The sequence below is a fragment of the Rhodospirillaceae bacterium genome (assembly GCA_018662005.1).
GTDB lineage: Bacteria > Pseudomonadota > Alphaproteobacteria > Rhodospirillales > JABHCV01 > JACNJU01.
The window spans coordinates 14,468-32,723 of the sequence record JABJHA010000004.1; the positions used below are offsets into that span (position 1 = coordinate 14,468).

The window sequence follows — 18,256 nt, forward strand, 5'->3', positions numbered from 1 at the left end:
CGACCTGTGAAAATCCTAGTATTGCTCAACGGAACAATATTCGGCGGGGACAAGAATGAGGTCACTTTTGCGACCCCAAAGAATTGTTTTTCGTGCATACAACCGCTTATCGTTTTCAAAGTTCTCGGGCTCCAAAGTCAATTGTTGGGGCGAGGCTTTCAATGGCACGGGATTGGGCCCAAACAATTTTTGAAAATACTCGGGAATGTTCAAGGAAAATAATTTGGCGCTTTTTTCCGGCAGCATCATCGTTGGAATGCGCATTTGTTGATAATCGACAACTTGAGATAACTCGTCATTGTCGAAGGTTTTACCGCTGCTTTGAAGAAACGATCTGCATATATCAAGCGTTTCTGAATAAAAACTATCGAGATCGGCCGATAAATTGAGAAAACAAGCCTCTTCAACGTCCCAATAAATATCTCCATGCTCGGGTAAAAATACTCCTCGCCCTTCGCCATCAAAAAATTTGTCTGCCTGGTTATAGAGGGCCGCAACTTGGTCACTCCATATTGGGCAAGCATCTTGATCGAAGCGGGCTTCAGAGATGCAGGAAATCAATTCTGAATGTCGGCACCCCAACCTATTAAACAAATAGCCAAGGATGAAATACCCCAATTTGAGGCTATGCAGCAGCATGGTAATCCAGGAGAACACCATCAAATGACGCCAGTCATCCTTGCTCATGGTATTGGTCGTAACGACGATATCCTCAAATTCGGGCTGCCAGTCCGCCGGTCGCTTTTTGGCATGGATCTCCGCAGCTTCAATCCGTTGAGTTACAATACCAAATTCCTTTTGGTAGTCGGAATCTCCCAGGTCCGTGTTCGGAAACACCAAACAGGAATAAATAAAAAGCTGATTGCTGAATCCGGAACTCAGGACCTCATCGACACCACCTATCCAGCTTGCAACAGTTTCGCCAGGCAAGCCAAGAATGAGCTCCGTATAGATGGGAATCCCTTTATCACCGAACTTTACCTGCAGACTTTTAGCTACGTCTATGCGGATGTTGTCTCTTTTTATATTTTTTTGCACCTGCTCACTCATACTTTGGTAGCTAATCGTAATTCCCTTTTCGAGACCGTGACTGTGCATAAAGGAGCCGATTTCAAGAATTTTCTCATCCGTATTCTTGCCGTAACAGGTTCGGAATTTTTCCGGGAACCCATATTTGTTTTTGGTCTCTGCAAGAAATTTTGCAATTTCCATATCACGCCGGTGCATGCCAAAATTTGAATCAGCATTGAAAACGTACTGAATGCCCCGTTTCCCCATCCATTCAATTTCTTGATTTACCCGATTGAGGCTGTGGTAACGGTATTTACGGCTCAGCCCGCCCTTTCCCCAATAACAAAAGGTGCATAAAAATGGGCACCCCCGGTTTGTCTCGACAATGGCCTGAAAAGTAAGGTCGTCCCTGGTGTCGATCAAGTCGTCAAACAAGCCGCTCACATATGGTGATGGATAGGTATCAAGGTCACGATTAAAGGGCCGATCAGTGGAGTTATTAATGAATTCCCCATTCGAATCACGCCATGAAACGCCGGCAAGGCCCGCGAGATCCTCTCCGTCGACCAGGCGTTCGAGAATTTCTGTGAAGGCTTCTTCTCCTTCTCCCCTGACGGCAATATCGATAAAGGGATATTGGTCAAAAAATGTTTCCGGAGAGTGCGGAACCTGGGCTCCGCCAACAACAATTTTACATTCGGGAAACCGGCGCTTCACCTCTCGCGCAACATGCAGGGACAATTGCTCGTTCCACATGGACATGGAAAATGCGGCGACGAAGGGGTCTTCATACTGTTTGATAATATTGGCCGACGCGTCCAAGTGAAACAAATATGGGCGAAATAAGCACGTTTCTCGAATTTTTTCAGAGAGTTCGGCGTGTGCCTGCAGCAACCCAGAGACCAGAGGCAGATAGGTCGTGCCGTCTAATAAAACATTATATTCGTTTAAATATATCCGTTTTTTAACGTCGTCAGGCACGTGTTTTTCCTTGCTACGTAACACTATACATATTGTGTGTGCGGCTATTTATTGAAGGGCTAATTTTGGTGATGAAAAAGAAATTGTGCCGGAAGGTAGTTGAAGGTGCGGATTCGTGTCAAGTTGTATCCACATCATCGAAGGACTTGCGCAATCAAGTACGGAGGCTTGTACTGACAGGCCATCTGCTGGGTACCGGCGGGAAGGAATATTCCCCAGAAAGTATAATTCGCAGGGAATAGTTTGCTGTCCCCCCCATCAACCTGACACCGCCAAAAGGGACTGTAACTGTTGGAGATGACGACGACAGCGGGACTGTCTGATTTGGCGACTTTTATTTGAACCAAATCTTTATCATATCGTGCCGATAAAATTACAGATTTCGCCAGGGGCGTATCCGGCGAAAGTGACATCGGTAAAGACGATGACTCAACAAATACTTTGTCAGCCAGTTTATGCCTATCTGCATTCCCCAGCGCATTCAGCAGATCAATTTCATTGGTAAATCTCACAACACCATCAACCGTATAGGCACGGGGAAATGCCGTCTTGTTCTCATAGATGAAAATGGGCCGATGGCCGGTAAAGTTCGCTTTCAAATTTGTCAGAATTTTATCTCTTCGTGAAAGTGCTCCCCACGACTGCTGAGGGCCGGAGAGCAGGGTTAGTCGCTCGTCGATCAGTCGGTCGCGTGACACGACATACTGTCCATTCATCATCGAGAGCAAATCAAAGTTCACAAAATCCGCCAATCGCCATTGACTACGGACATCCGTTCGTTCCCATCCTCGTCCGGCCCTGGTCGCCGGCAAAATGGATGTCAGTGAACCGGACTCGATTTGACCGAAGGTTTCCTTCCACCCGTTTGTTTGCCGCCAGGGCTCGACCATTTTGTGCCAAAAGGCCAGGTATCTTTTCGATGTCATCGGGTGGTAGCCCTCAATGGTTTCAATACCGTAGGAATTGAGCAGGCCACCATGCATTTGAAAGGACATCGCACGGCCGGGAGTCCCCTGTTTCCCGATAGTCTCTGCAAGATTCAGCAAGTCAGGATTGCGTGTGTTTTGATAAAAATTTCCCCACGACACCCAGGCCTTGGCATACTGGGCCTTGGTGTTCAGATTGACCGCCAGCACGTAAACAATCATCAGCACTGGAATACCGTGCAAGACCTTTGCCCGCAGGCCGTCTTTCGATGCTGCGGAGTTCTTTTGGCCAATAAAAAACTGCATGCCAAAGCCACTGGCAATGGCGGTCATCAACCCGGAACCCTGTAAGACATAAGTCGTCGAAAAGCCGTTCAGGAACGGAAAAACAGCCACCGTCATGATTTTCACAAGCCCCCCGGCGAACACCAGCCCGACGAGTACGCCCAAGGCCATCAAAAGCCTACCGCCCATCGCTCGTAGATTCCTGTCATAAAAAGACACGGCGAAGCTTGCCAGGAGAAACCCGAGCACACCCCACTGTCCTATCAAGGTTGATTTGACGGCCATGATTGCCGAGCGCATCTCGACTTCGAATGTTCCGCCGCTGCGGGTTTCCGGCATGCCCGAGAGCGGGGCATAGGCTAAAAGCGCGATGATGTCTTGCCAGCGGCTGGCCAGAATGGCGATGGAAAAAATAGCAATGATGCCCCAGTCTAAAAATTTACGGCGTCTCTCGATCACAAAAAACCAGATCACAAAAGTTACCACCGGCCAGGGGAAAAATCGGGTAATGAAACCGGAATGGGCAATCAGGAAGCCGGAAATGATGATGCCCGACCAGGCCAGGGTACTCTTTTTATTGTCCAGTAGATAGTGGAGTGCCAGCAGAGTCATGGGCAAATAACCTTGGACGGAAGAAATGAAAAATAATTCGCGAAAAAACAGGATCCCGTAGGCACAGCCGGCGAAAGCGCTGGGACCGGGGTCGAGCCTGAAAATTCGGCGGCACAATCCATAGGTGGCAAGAACGGCGGCCAGTATCGGGGCAATGACCAACACCTGAAAAGCCATCCAGGGGGGCAGCAAGGCGAAGACCCACTGATAAACCAACGTGGCGTAGCCCGTTGCCATCATGTCGGTGCCCGCCGTGGCGAAAGGCGTCCAGTGAGCAAAAGGGATGTCACGGGTAACAAAAGCGAGGTAATAGGGCAGGACAGAAATATTATCGCCAACAATAAACAAGGAATATTTTCCCAAGACGATATATTCCAGCACGATGAATCCGATCACGGCGGCAAACCGGACCCTGAACGGCAGGGCCAGCAGTTTCTTGTAAAACGCGCTCATACGTGCCTGCCTAACAGAGCCTCATCAACCACGGGCGCTTCCCGCCCGTCGCAGCTGTTTAATGGTGGCCTCGATGCCTGATTCCAGATCGCCCTTGGGCGAAAAACCCTGAGCGCTGATTTTTTCTGCGATCACTTCGTAAGACAACTGGTTCATAATTCGTGTATCGACGTAGCTGATTTCCAGATCCGGCACATGGACCCGGATGGCGTCAACGACTTGACGCACGGTCGCGTTGACGCTCAGCACGTTGTAGATGCTGCCGTCGAACAACCCGGACTCGATTGTGTGGACAACCACATCAACGGCGTCGCCCAGATCAAGATAAGGGCGTTTTTGATCCAGCGCCGTACTCCACACGGTCAAATTCTGTCCCATCACCGCCTGAAAGCAGAACTTGTTGACGGCCGTGTGGAACCGCATGCCCGGCGCGGTGCCGAAAATAGTGCCGAAACGAAAGGTGACGTGTCGCAAATTCCCGGCCTGGGCCATTTCAGTCAACAAGGCCTCTTCCTTTAATTTGGTCTCCGCATAGGGGCTTTGCGGCTTAAGGTCCTCTTCGTAACAATCTTCATCAACGATTTCATTCTGGGTGCCGTAAACGCTGGTGGTGGAAGGATAGATCAGCGGAACTCTGCAATCGATACAGGCCTGTGCGACATTTTGAGTGGCGGCAAAATTCTGTTTTTCCACCTGATCGGCTTTATCGAAGCTGCCGGCCGCATCGGTGATGGCGGCCAGATGGATCACAGCATCGGTGTCCCGGACGGCGTCAGATAAATCCATCTCGGTGACGTCGCCTTCAATGAAGCGGTAACGGGCGGATGCCGGTAAATCGAACAGCGATGCATAACGTTGAGTCGAAAAATCATCGATCATGACAATTTCAAGATTATCGAAATGATTCGGCAGTTCGCGGATCATACGCGAGCCGATATGGCCTAAAGCGCCGGTCAGGGTAATTTTCATTTTTTCTCACCACTGTTTGTGGCTGCACGACAAAATTCATCAAAATCCCGCAGGTAATCACTTTCCCTATAAACCTCATCACATAAGACCAGCAAAACTGTTTTGGAGTCGGCGTATACCTGCTCGGCCCAGATCATCGGTTTGATGTGCAGGGCGATTCCCGGTTGCTCCAGGGTTTCTTTCCACGAACGTTGTCCATCATTCAGCGTCACCTGGACCAAACCGGAAAGGCAGACCAGAACCTGATTGAGTTCCTTATGGGCATGGCCGCCGCGTTGATCGCCGGTCGATACATTCGTGATGGCGAAAAACCGTTTGATCGGGAAGGGAATATGCCTGCCCGCTTCCCCGATCACCAGGGACCCCTCGTCATCGATAAAGGATTGAAGGTCAATGCGCTCGCTCATGCTTCTCCGCTTTCAACGAAAGCGGCAATCGTGCGTTTAATGCCCTCTCGTAAATCCACCCCCGGATGCCAGCCTGTTGCGTCAGACAACTTCCGAATGTCCGCGACAAAATTTCGACGCTCGATCTGAGACAATTCGTCAGGCCAGGGAACATGAGAAATATTGACCTTCAATCCACGGGCGGCAGCAGCTTGGGTTGCTGCCAGCGTAAAGGCATCGTTGACCCGGTGGCCTTCGCCGCACCCAAGGAAAAAATGGTGTCCGTTAACCCGGTCCATGTTAGCCCCCGCATGGACAAAGGCTTCAATCACATCATCGATAAAGATGTAATCACGGATAAACTCCCCGTCGCCGTAAATAGACACGGGCTGATCATTCAGGGCGGCGGCGATCACTTTGTTTAAAATGCCCCGATCCGGGCTTCCGACGGCAACACCAGGCCCGTAAACATTGGCAAGTCGCAGGGTGACGCAGCGCAGTACATCATTTCGCGCATAGAGCTCCAGATATTGTTCGGCTATTAACTTGTGCAGATCGTAAACGGTTAGCGGGCTGTCCATACTACCTGGATCAACGGGAAGCTCTTGCGTCATGCCCGCCTGTGTCGCCGTTCCGGAATAAAGAACATCAATTTTTTTATCCCCGGTGAAAACGGCTTCCACCAAATTGATAATCGGCAGAACATTGGCGGCAAAATCGCTCTCAGGATTTTTTGCTGCCGCGTAAACACTGTTTTGCGCAGCGAAATGAAACACAATGTCTGCGCCCGATGTTTCAAGGGCGCTTTGCCAGAAAATCCGGCTCGACACATCTCCCGCGACAGACTCCAATCGGGCCTTTGTCGATTTGCCCGACCAATCACCGATGCCGCCATGGCGGGATGCCATGAAAATTTGGCAATCATACCCCGACAGGCGCTGAATCAGGGCACTGCCGACATAGCCTAAGGCCCCTGTAATCAGGATCGATTTGTTTTCATAGGCTAATTGCAGGGGGTCCGGGCTCACTGATTAATCCTCGAAAAAAGAGCGAACGGCTTTGACGACCTGCTCAATGTCATTCACCGTCAGCTCTGGATACATCGGCAGGGAAAGTGTTCTCATTGCCGCCCGTTCAGTCAGTGGCAGCCCGCCCTCGGCGGCTACGCCCAAGTAGGCTGGCTGCATATGAACGGGGACAGGATAATGCACGCTTGCCATGATCCCATTGTTCTTTAAATGGGCCAGCAAGTCATCACGCCTCGGACATTGCGGGGCGTACAGATGATAGGCGTGGCCTGTATCGGGCCGAGCCCCGGGCAGATTAAGGTCCAGGTCGGCCAACAGTTCATCGTATTGCGCCGCAATGGTGCGCCGCCGGTCGGTATCTGCATCAAGGTGGCGCAATTTTACCCGCAAAATCGCCGCCTGGATTTCATCCAGCCGAGAATTCATCCCCGGAACCTCGCTGACGCGATCAGAACGCCAACCGTATTGGCGCAGGGCAACCAGACGTTCGGCCAGAGCGCTGTCATTGGTGACAACCCCCCCGCCATCGCCAATGGCCCCCAGGTTTTTGGTCGGGAAAAAACTGAAACTGCCGGCATCACCGATAGCGCCCAATTTTGCCGCCCCGTATGATCCACCAACCGACTGGGCGCAATCTTCAACAATGGCGACGCCCTGACTCTTGGCAATTGCGCAGATAGCATCAAGGTCCGCCGCCTGACCGTATAGATGAACCGGGACGAACGCCTTCGTCTTATCTGAAAGGACTGCATCCAATTTGGTTGGATCAAGGGTAAAATAGTCGGGTTCAATGTCGATGAGGACGGGCTTGGCCCCGGTTCGCATAATCGCAGCCGCTGTCGCCACGGCGGTATGAGAGACCGTAATGACCTCATCCCCCTCGCCAATACCCAAACCCATCAGCGCCAGCGTCAGAGCGTCCGTTCCGCTGCCCACGCCGATGGCGTGTTTGACGCCGATATAGGCGGCGAACTCTAGTTCGAACGTCTTGACCTCGTTTCCCAGAACATAAATACCGCCGTCCAGCACGCGTCTTATGGCCGCATCGATTTCCGTTCGGTACGCCTGATATTGTGCCTTTGGGAAGCTGGCGAATATCATTCCTCTACAGTGACCTTTGGCACAAAGTTGATCCACTTGCCCCCGGCTGCCTTGTAGCCCTGCTCCTTTTCCATAATTTCCCTGCTGTGGTTCCAGGCAAACAACACTGCATATTCAGGATAGTCGGCGACAAAGTCCTCATAAGGCTTGATTGGCACATGGGTTCCCGGAGAATACTTTCCCTGTTTGGTGGGGGTGGTATCCGAAATATAGGAAATGTGATCGGGGGTTATGCCGCAGTAATTCATCACCGTGGTGCTTTTCGATGTGGCACCATATCCGGCAACCTTCGCGCCTTTTGTACGCAGGTCTTCAAGTACGGTCATCAACTGCTGCCGCGAAGCCTCACAATTTTCACGAAATCGCTCGAAGGTCTCGGCCCGGCCCAACCCCAATTGCGTTTCCCTGGCAATCCGTTCGGCGACCGCCTTACCTGGCTGTTTGGCTCCCTTTTTGGCCAGGGTATAGCGCATGGATCCCCCGTGGGTGACTTGTGGTTCCACATCGACCAGCTCGAAGTCATGACGACCGAAGGCATTGACCACAGACAGGGCACAGAAAACGAATACATGCTCGTCGTAAATCTGATCATAAGAAGTTTTCTCGACCACGTCGCCAAGGTATGGGTCTTCGAACACCATAACCCCGCCCGGCTTCAATAGAGTGTGCGCCGCCATGGCGACGCCGTTTAAATCCGGGATATGACACATCACATTGGCCGCCAGCAAAACGTCTGCCTGACCATATTCACCGACGATTTTTTTGGCGAGCGTTTCGCCGAAAAACTCGCAAATCGTGTTGACGCCTTCGGCTTGGGCCACCTCGGCAACGTTTCGAGAGGGCTCGATGCCAAGATGGGCGATATTCTGGGCGGCAAAATTCCGCAACATGATGCCGTCGTTACTGCCCAGTTCCACCACGAAAGGATTCGCGGCCCCCGAGAGGTGACGGTCTTGAATTGAGGTTGCAAACTCACGGAAATGAACCTGCATGTATTTAGAGGTGCCGGAAAAGAAGGCATAATTTTCATGAAACATCCTGGCCGGGTCAGGTTGTTCAATAATCTGCACCATGGAACAATTTGCGCAGATGGCCGGAGCCAGTTCGAAAAAATACTCTTCGGAAAACCCGTCAGAAGTCAGAAATCCATTGGCAATGGGCATTTTTCCAAAGCTCATGAAAGGCTTGATGACCGATCCACATATCCGACATTGTGACATTGTTAGCGTTCCCGCGGTAAACTCTAGAGAAGCAGCGGCCTGATTGACGAAAGGGAGGACATTTCCAGCCGTAAAAATGCCGCTGACATATGCCGCAAAAGCCAATTGTTTTCAAGCTATTCCTCTTGTCTTTCGAGAGACGCCATATAGAATTCCAATCTAATACGACAATCTGTCAGGAAAGAGGCACCATGAAGGTCGAAGATACGGCGATTGCAGACGTCAAAATCGTTCATCTGACCCCATTCCCCGATACAAGGGGGATGTTCGTTGAGACTTTTGATACGTTGGCGATTTCTAACCTTGGTCTGGATGCTTCATTCGTCCAGGACGCAACTTCCGTTTCGAATTTAAAAGGCACTTTTCGGGGGCTCCATTTTCAGTGGCCTCCACACGCGCAGGCAACCCTAGTGCGGGTAGTGTGCGGGCGAATTTTTGATGTCGCCGTGGACATCAGAGAAAGTTCACCCACCTATGGAAAGTCCCTGAGCGTTATCCTGGACGCCGATGACTGGCGCATGCTTTATCTTCCCAGGGGACTCGCGCACGGGTTTTGCACCCTTGAGGACAATTGCCACGTTGCCTATAAACTTGGGGATCATTATGCGCCGGGCCATGTCGGTGGAGTTCAACTTGACGACCCAGATTTGAAAATCGACTGGCCAATAGAGCCGGCAACCGGAATTATTTCCGACAAGGACCGCGCCAATCCCCGGCTCAAGGATCTGGCGACGATATTTAAATAAGATAAGGGATTTTTGACAGATGCGAATCTTGATTACCGGCGGGGCGGGCTTCATCGGATCGGCGCTTGTACGCTTTTTGCTCGCCGATGAATCCAATGAAGTGATAAACATCGACAAACTGACTTATGCCGCCAATCTTGAGAGCCTCAATACCGTTGAGAACAATCCGGCCTATCATTTTATTCAGGGCGATGTCTGTGACAGAGCTGCACTGAAGAACATCTTTTCCCAATACGCCCCCGATACGGTAATGCATCTGGCCGCTGAATCCCATGTCGACCGATCCATTGAAGGGCCGGATGATTTCATCCAGACCAATATCGTCGGAACTTTCCAAATTCTGGAAACGGCGCGTGACTATTGGATGGGACTTAAGGGAAGCAGGCACGATGAATTCCGTCTCCACCATATCTCAACTGATGAAGTCTTCGGAAGTCTGGACAAGGACGATCCGCCCTTCAGGGTCGATCATCCCTATGACCCACATTCCCCTTATTCAGCATCCAAGGCCGCCTCTGACCATTTGGTGCGCTCGTGGCACCATACCTATGGCCTGCCAGTTATTTTGAGCAATTGTTCCAATAATTACGGCCCTTATCAATTTACCGAGAAACTGATTCCCCTGATGATCCTGTCGGGTTTTGAAGGGAGGCCGTTACCCGTCTACGGCAAAGGCCTGAACACACGCGACTGGCTGCATGTGGATGACCACGCCGCCGCCCTGACGACCATCGTGAAAAAAGGCACGCCTGGCGAAACTTACCTGGTTGGCGGCAATGCGGAATACACCAACATTGATGTTGTGCGCATGATCTGCAAACTTCTTGACGAACTGGTCCCGGAGTCTCCGCACGCTCCCCACGAAAACCTGATCTCGTACGTGGAAGATCGCCCTGGTCACGATTTCCGTTATGCCATCGACGACAGACGAACCCGCGAAGAATTGGACTGGTCACCACGCTATGGTTTTGCAGAGGGTCTTCGTACAACTGTGCGGTGGTATCTGGACAATCGTCCCTGGTGGCAAAAGATGGCGAAAGAAAAATACGACGGCGCCCGCTTGGGGCTTGGCCAAAAGGAAGTAAAAAATCCATGAAGGGAATCATTCTTGCCGGTGGCAGTGGGACGCGATTGCATCCGGTCACCATCTCCGTCAACAAACAGTTGCTCCCCGTTTATGACAAGCCGATGGTATATTACCCACTTTCGACCCTAATGCTAGGCGGTATTTCGGACATTCTGATTATCACCACACCCGAAGCGGCGCCTGCCTTCAAGGCGTTGCTGGGCAACGGAGTGGAATTAGGGTTGAAGCTGTCCTACGCGACCCAGGATCGACCCAATGGCTTGGCCGAGGCCTATATCATAGGCCGTGACTTTATCGGCAATGATCCGTGCGCAATGATACTCGGGGATAATATTTTCTTTGGTCACGGCCTGCCCGAACATCTGGCGAATGCCGCCCGGCGCACCGAAGGCGGCACTATTTTCACCTATCAGGTTTCAGATCCGCGCAGTTACGGCGTCGTCGAAATGGATGCGTCGGGAAACATATCGAGCGTCGTCGAAAAACCCGAAGAACCACCCTCAAACTGGGTAGTAACGGGGCTGTATTATTTCGATAGCAAGGTTGCCGACATCGCCGCGACGATCCGGCCTTCCGTCAGGGGCGAACTTGAAATTATCGACGTGATCAATGCTTATCTTGCCAAGGGGGCGCTGGAAGTGGAATGGCTGGGCCGTGGCCATGCCTGGCTTGATACGGGGACGCATGAAAATCTGCTGCAGGCCTCCCAATATATCGAAACCATTGAGACCCGCCAGGGCCTGAAAATTGCCTGCCTTGAAGAAATTGCCTGGCGGATGGGCTTCATTGGTTTTGAGGACTTTGCCTTTTTGGCGAAAAAATATCCGGAAAGCTCTTATGGGCGGTATTTAAAAGCCCTGGCCACGACTGAAGTGAAAGCCTAGAGGCAACTGCGTGAGCTTCGTCCCATAAAATACGAGATGACGGCGTGGGTCGCCGAAAAATCACGCACGAACCGCTTGCGATCAAGTGTCAGGGCGTAAAAAAAAGCCTTTGGGGCCCTCTTTCGTAACATTATCCATGCTTGTTTGCGCATGGCATGGCGGCCCTCAAACTTTTCGGTTACATACATGTGGCTCCAGGCAAAATTCCAATCCTTGCGCCAATGCAACTTCCAGGACTTGGCCGCAGAATGGCTGTTGGCGTGATAGGCCGTGGCGTCGGGAAGGGCAATCATCGAATGGCCCGCCTGCGTGACCCGCATGCAAAGATCCAGATCCTCAAGATAGAGAAAAATATTTTCGTCGAAGCCGCCCAATTTCTGGATTACATCGGTACGGTACAAGGCAACCGCCGCTGTCAGAAACCAACTGCAGAACGGTCCGTCGGGAGCCTCGCGGGTAACACTGTGCGAAGTTTCAGCGGGCCCCATCACCCATAAATCCTGACCGTGGCGTGGAATCTGCAAACACGGTGCGGTAAAGGCCGCATCCGGATAGTCCTGTAACCCCTGATGGAGCCGTTGCAGATTTTCGACCGTCAGGATGGCGTCCGGATCTATCAGCAGGACATAGGGAGTCTTGGCGGCAAAAATTCCAACATTCAAACCGGCCCCATTACCCGTATTCTCGCCTGTACGAATGATGCGAACGCTCGGGAAACGTTTCTCGATCATAGCCAGCGATTCATCCGTGCTGTCATTATCGACAACGATGATTTCCTTTGCCCCCAACAATGGCTCTAGACATTCGTCGATGACATCTATGGAGTTGTAATTGACGGTAACCACCGTGGTTTCATCAAGCGCGGGTATTCGGTCCATTTACCTTAAAGGCCTCAATTAAATTAAACATGATCAGCGCAAAAACCGCATCCTGACAATCGTCCAGATTACCGAAATCACATGATGGGCACGGATTTTTTTGCCCTCCTCATAGGTCCGCCCCCGGTAACTAACGGGAACTTCATAAATCGATTTACTGACGTCAACGGCTTTGGACAGAATTTCAGCGTGCTGCTCCCAGCCTTCCGTTTGTAATTTCTCCGCATCGACGAGTGTGCTGCGGAACATCAGGTAACAACTATAGACATCCGTAAATGTCGTGTTGTTAAAAATATTGAAAACAAAAGTAATCACATAGTTGCCGATTTTATGCCAAAAATATGAAACCCGGACAAATTCAGGCGCCAAGAAACGGCTACCCATAACGACGTCGGCATCGAATTGCAGGATCGGCAACATCAATTGTTTGTAATCAGCGGGGTTATATTCCAGGTCAGCATCCTGGAACAGGATGTATTCGCCGGTGGCCACTTGCATGCCGGCCTTGACGGCGGCACCCTTGCCACCGTTTCGGGGTTGCTTTATCAGCTTCGTGTAAAGTTCCGGGTTGGCTTCCAGCAGTTCGACCGTCCGGTCTTTCGAGCCGTCATCAACAACGATTACCTCGAGCCTGATTCCGTCAATGCTTTGTGCGGATACCGCTTTCAGAATATCGAGGATTGTCGCTTCCTCGTTATAGGCCGGAATAAGGATCGTGATCTTTTTCAAGAAATACTCCTGATTTTTTTGTATCTGATTGATGAACCGAAATTACAGCAAGCGGGGCAATACAGAATGTTAGAAAGGCACTTATACTCAGACGCGTATGGCCTATCAAGGCACGAGTTGATTTCCGGCTTTCTGCTAGTCTTTCTTGCCGCTTACGTGTTCTGGTCCAGCCCTGTCAAAAGGACAGGATCGCCCGTCGACACGGAGAATCAACTGTTCAAGATCGGCGCTCGAATAAACTGCCAGGGATCGAGATGTGATTGCCTTGGAATTCGTACGGGTCAACTCCTTGACACAACCAAGAGAGAGTAACGTCTTCCATTGGCTCGGGCCCTTCTGGTTCGCCGAACCGATGTCTTCATTCACCTTTATGACGGTGCTTAAAATATGTGTAATGCCAAGCTTTCTGAGCTGACTGAAATAAAGGCCCGGATTGAAAGCATGTGGACGAATATCAAGAAAGTTCTCGTTCGATGTGTGGGCATAATAAACCGGGATATCAAACAGGTAAATCAATTGTCGATTAACGACGAGAACGCGATCCGTCTGCTTTAAATTCTCGTTAATCCAGACCACAGCGTCATATCCGGAAATGTTGCGGGAGAGAAAATCAGCACGACTCACATCGTCAAAACTGTAGCGAAAATAATTTATTGAACTGGCAAGGTGCCCCGCCATTTGCAAGCCGATGGTAAGGATACACGCCAGCATCAAAGGTTTCGTGGCCTTGGCTTGACTGGCCCAATGGCACGCCGCAACCGCCACCAACATCAGGGCAACAGGATAGATCGGCAGAAGATGACGCACCCGCTGCGAACTGCCACTAAAAAACCAAAGTCCGTAATACAGGGTGACGACCAAAGACGCCGTCAACAGTGGACTCGCCAAAAGGCATCTGCGAAACCGCCACAACCCGGCCAGCACAAAAGGCAAAATCAACATCATAAATGGCCCCAAGCCGACCCGTTCGGAATCAAAGGCAAGTGATGTCGAAAATGTCGCTAAAAATGGATAGATCAACGCCGACAGCGGCGATAGTGGAACGCCCTGTTCACTTACGAACAGATTATCCCTCATTGCCTGCTGATGGGAGATGTCCCAAAATCCGGAATTGCCAACATTGAGGATACCATAAAGCATGGGGAAAACCGGATCTCCGGTATGCATCCAATTCCAGGCATACCACTGGAATCCCGCCAACAAAGCCGCCAGGCTAAACAGGAGCACTTGCTTCGGCCACTGGCGGAGCGTTAACACTCCACTGCCGCAGGCCGCAGCGAACAGCAATCCCGTGTACTTGGCACCCACGAACAGACCAGCGGCCAGACCCGATAAGACGGCATAGCGGAACAATTCCGTTTCGCGGCCCCTGATCAGGGCCCCGAGTGCAACAATGACAAAACCGGCATTTCGCACCTCGATCTGACCCGAACCGCCGCCATAAAGAACGGCGGGCGTGGTCAACCAGATCAAGGTGATCACCAACGACCAGGATCGTTCAAGACGGAAACGGCAAAGGAAATACAAAGCCCCCGCAACGCCCCATCCTGACACCATGGTCCACATGGTTAACGCCTTCTCGCCGCCAAGCCCCAGAGCCGGAATATATGTCATTTGAAGCAGCAGCGGAATGGCCCCATCGATGGCCCTGGGAACAAATATCAATTGCCCTTCCTGCCAGAACATTTTCGGCAGGGCAAAATGGTAGGCCATGGTGTCGGCATCGGCCGGAGGCGACACACCCTCCAGAACGTCGAGTGCCAAAACCAGAGCCAGACCGGTTAACAGCAATTGTTCTGTTGACGAATATACTTTGCCGCGACCGGCATCGGGTCGTCCCAACACTATCAGCCCAAAGACGCCCGCCGCCAACAGGGCAAGAACGGAGCCGGTATTGAACATTCCGGCCACACCCAAGAAGAACATCAGCCAACCGAGCACGCCCATGCCAAGGACGAACGCTGTCACCATCCGCTCTCCCCAGGGCAGGGAGTCTCGGATGCCGAGAAGCCACAAGGCAATTGCGCCCAATCCGACACATGAGGTCACTTCCAACAGAACAACCAGCGCTGACATCACAACTGCTCCAGCAAATCGAGGCCCCTGTGGACCAGATCCCTGAAGCGGTAAACATATGCTCCGAAGCCAACAACGACCCAAGCTAACAATGCCAACACCAGCCATTGGGGGGTGGCCGCCCGCGGGGAAGTTTGTCCGGACGCCAGTGAAATCGCAAGCAAATTCCAAGGCAGCTGCAGACCGATCAACAAAGCCTTGAAAGGGAAACCGCCACGCCGGTAAGCAATCATTGCTTCGAAATGGACGGCCAAAATCCTGAACAACAAATCAAACAGTCCGGGCGCATGACGTCGGGCAATGTCCAGCGAGCAGGCGAGGCGACGGGCGGTAAAGCTGGTGATCGAACTGCCCGTCACGTGATAACGCGAAAGAACATTGGGGAAAATGCTGAACGTTGCGCCATCACGTGCTAGCAATTTCAGCCATAATTCAAAATCCTGAGCTGTCGCCAGAGCTTCGTCAAAACCACCCACCTCCACCACTTCGGCGCGGCGGCAGACGACGCTCGATGTGGCGATGAAACCCTGGCGGAAAAGCCCGATATAAGGATCAGAGGCCTGTTGAAAACGGCGGGCACATTCAACCGTGTTTTCCGACCCGTCAATCTCGACGCGGATAAAATCATGGGCGACCAGTACATGGTTTGTGCCATGCAGAGCGGCCATGGATCGCTCGATCTTCTCGGCCATCCATTCGTCATCGGCATCAAGAAAAGCAACGAAGGTTAACTTTGCTTCCCGGAGGGCGTGATTGCGAGCCGCCCCGGCGCCCTTGTTTTGCTGAGCGATCACCCTCAGTTCGACGCCATTCATCTTTTCACGCATTGCCTCCGCCGCTTCAAAGGTGCCATCGTCGGAGCCGTCGTCAACGACAATGACTTCGCCGGGTTTCAATGTCTGTGCGGCCACGGAAGCGAGCGCCTGGCCAATACAAAACGCCGCACGGTAGGCCGGTACAATGACACTAACATCGGCCATCTTGTGCTCTTCAAGAGACATCGGCGAAAGCCTCCAATCCTTCCGCAGGCGGGCAGGCCGCAGCTGGTGATTCAACATGAATACGCACGGCCAACTCCAGCATCAACAATTGATAAATGCGAAAGCCATGCCGGGAAGGGTCGGCGAACAGGCGCTCGATACCGGATTTAGTCCACCAGCCACGCTCGAGGGTTTCCCGACGTGTCAGAATACGACGCGCCGGTTTTCCAAGACCGGCCTCAAGCCAGGCTAGTACCGGCGAGGCAAATCCCCGCTTGGGAGCATCGATAACAGCGGCGGGAAGATACGGGCGGGCCATGACTCTTTGAAGTGCTTTCTGCCGCCCATTCGGTGTGCGGATTGTCTCCGGCACCGCTAACGCCGCCTCGACCAAATGATGATCGAGGAACGGTACCCGCCCCTCGACACCGACGGACATGGATGTGCGATCAAGCAAGCTGAGCAAATCTCCAGACAAATATGTATTGATGTCGGCGCAAAGCATTGCCGTCTGCCTCTCCCCTTCACAGGCGTCGGCGAACGTGGCCTGGGCCGATTTTCCAACAGGGTTGGGCCAGCCAATGAGATCGCGAATAGGCGGAGCGAAGAAGGTCGTGTGATCGTGCAGATAACCGCCCGGATCAGATGTCCATTTTTCCGCCCGCGCCAACCGCCAGGCTGTCATTGGCGAAAGGGTGGAGACGGCTGGTTCAATCAATCCGCGCCGCAGCCAGCCTGGAAGCCGAAGATAGTTTTTTTCAATGGTTCGTTGGAAATAGCGCCCATATCCGGCAAACAATTCATCACCGCCGGTGCCGTTGAGCGCCACCTTGAGAGTTTTTCCCAATGCCTCCTCGATCAGGAAATTTGGCAATAGGGCGGGATCGCCAAGGGGTTCGTCCGCGTGCCAGGCAAGCCGCGGTAGGCTGGCCCCAACATCCGAGGCGGGCAAAGTAATGGTCGTGTGGCGGGTTCCGTAACGCAGCGCCACCTCTTCGGCCAACGGACTTTCGTCAACTGGCGAACCTTCAAAGTCAACGGTGAACGTATTTATCGGCCGGGTGGAGCGTTCGGCGGCCAGAGCCACCATGAGACCTGAATCGATTCCTCCCGATAACAGCGCCCCAACCGGGACGTCACTGCGTAATTGCAGGCTAATGCTGTCGCCCAGCAATTGCGTCAGGTGTTCGGTGATTTCGGCCTCGTTCACAGGCAGGTTGGTGGCCGGACGCGCATGCCAGTAACGCTCAATGGCAATGCCGCCATCGGCGTCGATGCGGAGCAGATGACCGGGCGGCAGTTGTCGGACCCCCTTGTAAAGGGTTGCCGGCGCCGGCACATACCCATGGGTCAACTGGACGCCAAGGGCGCGCTCGTCGATAGAGGCCGCAATCAACCCCGATGCAAACAGGGCCTTGATTTCCGATGCATAGAGAATTCCACCACCCGAAAGCTTCGCCCAATAGAGCGGTTTGATCCCCAAACGATCGCGCACAAGCATTAGGCGGTGGGGGGCTTCTTCGTAAAGCGCCAGGGCGTACATACCGTTCAGGACGTGTACAAACGCATCCCCCTGGGCCCGGTGAAGCGCCAGCGCAGCTTCCATATCCCCTTGTGTCTGATAGGGATAATCCCGATGTTCCTGCCGAATTTCCAGATAGTTGTAAATTTCGCCGTTGCCGGACAGCACCCGTCCACCTGCCTCATCGACGATCGGCTGTTCGCCGGTTTCCAGATCGATTATCGCAAGACGGCAAAAGCCTGCCTGGTATCGACCATCGACTGTTGCGTAACGGCCTTCGCCATCGGGGCCGCGATGAGCGATGGCGGCCAGCATAGCATCCATGTCCGCTGCATGGGGTGGCCCGTTGCGGGGCAGGAACAGTCCGGCGATACCGCACATC

At 52.4% G+C, this 18,256-nt stretch carries 15 protein-coding genes; 3 read left to right on the forward strand and 12 right to left on the reverse strand.

Features of this window, described 5'->3' with window-relative positions; all coding sequences use genetic code 11:
* Positions 1-15: 15 nt before the first annotated feature.
* From HOL66_01365 to HOL66_01395, 7 genes are all read right to left on the reverse strand, one after another.
* Positions 16-1,992, reverse strand: a complete 1,977-nt coding sequence (locus tag HOL66_01365; protein ID MBT5242873.1) for a radical SAM protein — start codon at positions 1,990-1,992, stop codon at positions 16-18.
* A 134-nt stretch (positions 1,993-2,126) separates the two neighbouring features.
* The gene (locus HOL66_01370) at positions 2,127-4,268 is read right to left on the reverse strand and encodes a hypothetical protein (GenBank protein MBT5242874.1); all 2,142 of its coding nucleotides are present in this window, start codon (positions 4,266-4,268) and stop codon (positions 2,127-2,129) included.
* A gap of 24 nt (positions 4,269-4,292) precedes the next feature.
* Positions 4,293-5,237 (reverse strand): NAD-dependent epimerase/dehydratase, encoded by a 945-nt coding sequence (locus HOL66_01375; GenBank protein ID MBT5242875.1) that lies wholly within the window; start codon positions 5,235-5,237, stop codon positions 4,293-4,295.
* Positions 5,234-5,644: an FdtA/QdtA family cupin domain-containing protein gene (locus HOL66_01380; GenBank protein ID MBT5242876.1), complete on the reverse strand. Its 411-nt coding sequence runs from the start codon at positions 5,642-5,644 to the stop codon at positions 5,234-5,236. The genes HOL66_01375 and HOL66_01380 overlap by 4 nt, the downstream gene beginning before the upstream one ends.
* Entirely contained in the window at positions 5,641-6,651 is a 1,011-nt protein-coding gene (locus tag HOL66_01385) for an NAD-dependent epimerase/dehydratase family protein (protein ID MBT5242877.1), read from the reverse strand. The genes HOL66_01380 and HOL66_01385 overlap by 4 nt, the downstream gene beginning before the upstream one ends.
* 3 nt (positions 6,652-6,654) lie before the next feature.
* Positions 6,655-7,752, reverse strand: coding sequence for a DegT/DnrJ/EryC1/StrS family aminotransferase (locus HOL66_01390; protein MBT5242878.1), 1,098 nt, complete (start codon positions 7,750-7,752; stop codon positions 6,655-6,657).
* On the reverse strand, positions 7,749-8,972 hold the full coding sequence (locus HOL66_01395; protein MBT5242879.1) for a class I SAM-dependent methyltransferase: 1,224 nt from the start codon (positions 8,970-8,972) through the stop codon (positions 7,749-7,751). The genes HOL66_01390 and HOL66_01395 overlap by 4 nt, the downstream gene beginning before the upstream one ends.
* A gap of 191 nt (positions 8,973-9,163) precedes the next feature.
* Here HOL66_01395 and rfbC point away from each other — a divergent pair, with 191 nt between their 5' ends.
* Genes rfbC through rfbA form a run of 3 tightly spaced genes read left to right on the forward strand, consistent with a single transcriptional unit; the run spans position 9,164 to position 11,689 of the window.
* Entirely contained in the window at positions 9,164-9,718 is a 555-nt protein-coding gene (gene rfbC / locus HOL66_01400) for a dTDP-4-dehydrorhamnose 3,5-epimerase (protein MBT5242880.1), read from the forward strand.
* 19 nt (positions 9,719-9,737) lie between these two features.
* Positions 9,738-10,814 (forward strand): dTDP-glucose 4,6-dehydratase, encoded by a 1,077-nt coding sequence (rfbB, locus tag HOL66_01405; GenBank protein ID MBT5242881.1) that lies wholly within the window; start codon positions 9,738-9,740, stop codon positions 10,812-10,814.
* A complete protein-coding gene (gene rfbA / locus HOL66_01410; GenBank protein MBT5242882.1) occupies positions 10,811-11,689 on the forward strand; it encodes a glucose-1-phosphate thymidylyltransferase RfbA in 879 nt (292 codons plus the stop codon). Before rfbB ends, rfbA begins: the two co-directional genes overlap by 4 nt.
* Here the strand turns inward: rfbA and HOL66_01415 are convergent.
* The 5 genes from HOL66_01415 to asnB all read right to left on the reverse strand — a co-directional run bounded on the left by HOL66_01415 (position 11,686) and on the right by asnB (position 18,255).
* A complete protein-coding gene (locus HOL66_01415; GenBank protein MBT5242883.1) occupies positions 11,686-12,567 on the reverse strand; it encodes a glycosyltransferase family 2 protein in 882 nt (293 codons plus the stop codon). The two genes, rfbA and HOL66_01415, sit on opposite strands and share 4 nt — an antisense overlap.
* A gap of 33 nt (positions 12,568-12,600) precedes the next feature.
* Entirely contained in the window at positions 12,601-13,296 is a 696-nt protein-coding gene (locus tag HOL66_01420; GenBank protein ID MBT5242884.1) for a glycosyltransferase family 2 protein, read from the reverse strand.
* A gap of 135 nt (positions 13,297-13,431) precedes the next feature.
* Positions 13,432-15,372, reverse strand: a complete 1,941-nt coding sequence (locus HOL66_01425; GenBank protein MBT5242885.1) for a hypothetical protein — start codon at positions 15,370-15,372, stop codon at positions 13,432-13,434.
* A complete protein-coding gene (locus tag HOL66_01430; GenBank protein MBT5242886.1) occupies positions 15,372-16,373 on the reverse strand; it encodes a glycosyltransferase in 1,002 nt (333 codons plus the stop codon). The genes HOL66_01425 and HOL66_01430 overlap by 1 nt, the downstream gene beginning before the upstream one ends.
* The gene (asnB, locus tag HOL66_01435) at positions 16,363-18,255 is read right to left on the reverse strand and encodes an asparagine synthase (glutamine-hydrolyzing) (GenBank protein ID MBT5242887.1); all 1,893 of its coding nucleotides are present in this window, start codon (positions 18,253-18,255) and stop codon (positions 16,363-16,365) included. Before asnB ends, HOL66_01430 begins: the two co-directional genes overlap by 11 nt.
* Between the last annotated feature and the right edge of the window lies 1 nt (position 18,256).

What these genes read in the sequence shown, in the direction of transcription:
- HOL66_01370 (MBT5242874.1), bottom strand. Translation starts at nt 4,268, where the DNA reads ATGAGCGCGTTTTACAAGAAACTGCTGGCCCTGCCGTTCAGGGTCCGG.
- HOL66_01375 (MBT5242875.1), bottom strand. Translation starts at nt 5,237, where the DNA reads ATGAAAATTACCCTGACCGGCGCTTTAGGCCATATCGGCTCGCGTATG.
- HOL66_01380 (MBT5242876.1), bottom strand. Translation starts at nt 5,644, where the DNA reads ATGAGCGAGCGCATTGACCTTCAATCCTTTATCGATGACGAGGGGTCC.
- HOL66_01390 (MBT5242878.1), bottom strand. Translation starts at nt 7,752, where the DNA reads ATGATATTCGCCAGCTTCCCAAAGGCACAATATCAGGCGTACCGAACG.
- HOL66_01395 (MBT5242879.1), bottom strand. Translation starts at nt 8,972, where the DNA reads ATGTCACAATGTCGGATATGTGGATCGGTCATCAAGCCTTTCATGAGC.
- rfbC (MBT5242880.1), top strand. Translation starts at nt 9,164, where the DNA reads ATGAAGGTCGAAGATACGGCGATTGCAGACGTCAAAATCGTTCATCTG.
- rfbB (MBT5242881.1), top strand. Translation starts at nt 9,738, where the DNA reads ATGCGAATCTTGATTACCGGCGGGGCGGGCTTCATCGGATCGGCGCTT.
- rfbA (MBT5242882.1), top strand. Translation starts at nt 10,811, where the DNA reads ATGAAGGGAATCATTCTTGCCGGTGGCAGTGGGACGCGATTGCATCCG.
- HOL66_01415 (MBT5242883.1), bottom strand. Translation starts at nt 12,567, where the DNA reads ATGGACCGAATACCCGCGCTTGATGAAACCACGGTGGTTACCGTCAAT.
- HOL66_01425 (MBT5242885.1), bottom strand. Translation starts at nt 15,372, where the DNA reads ATGTCAGCGCTGGTTGTTCTGTTGGAAGTGACCTCATGTGTCGGATTG.
- HOL66_01430 (MBT5242886.1), bottom strand. Translation starts at nt 16,373, where the DNA reads ATGTCTCTTGAAGAGCACAAGATGGCCGATGTTAGTGTCATTGTACCG.
- asnB (MBT5242887.1), bottom strand. Translation starts at nt 18,255, where the DNA reads ATGTGCGGTATCGCCGGACTGTTCCTGCCCCGCAACGGGCCACCCCAT.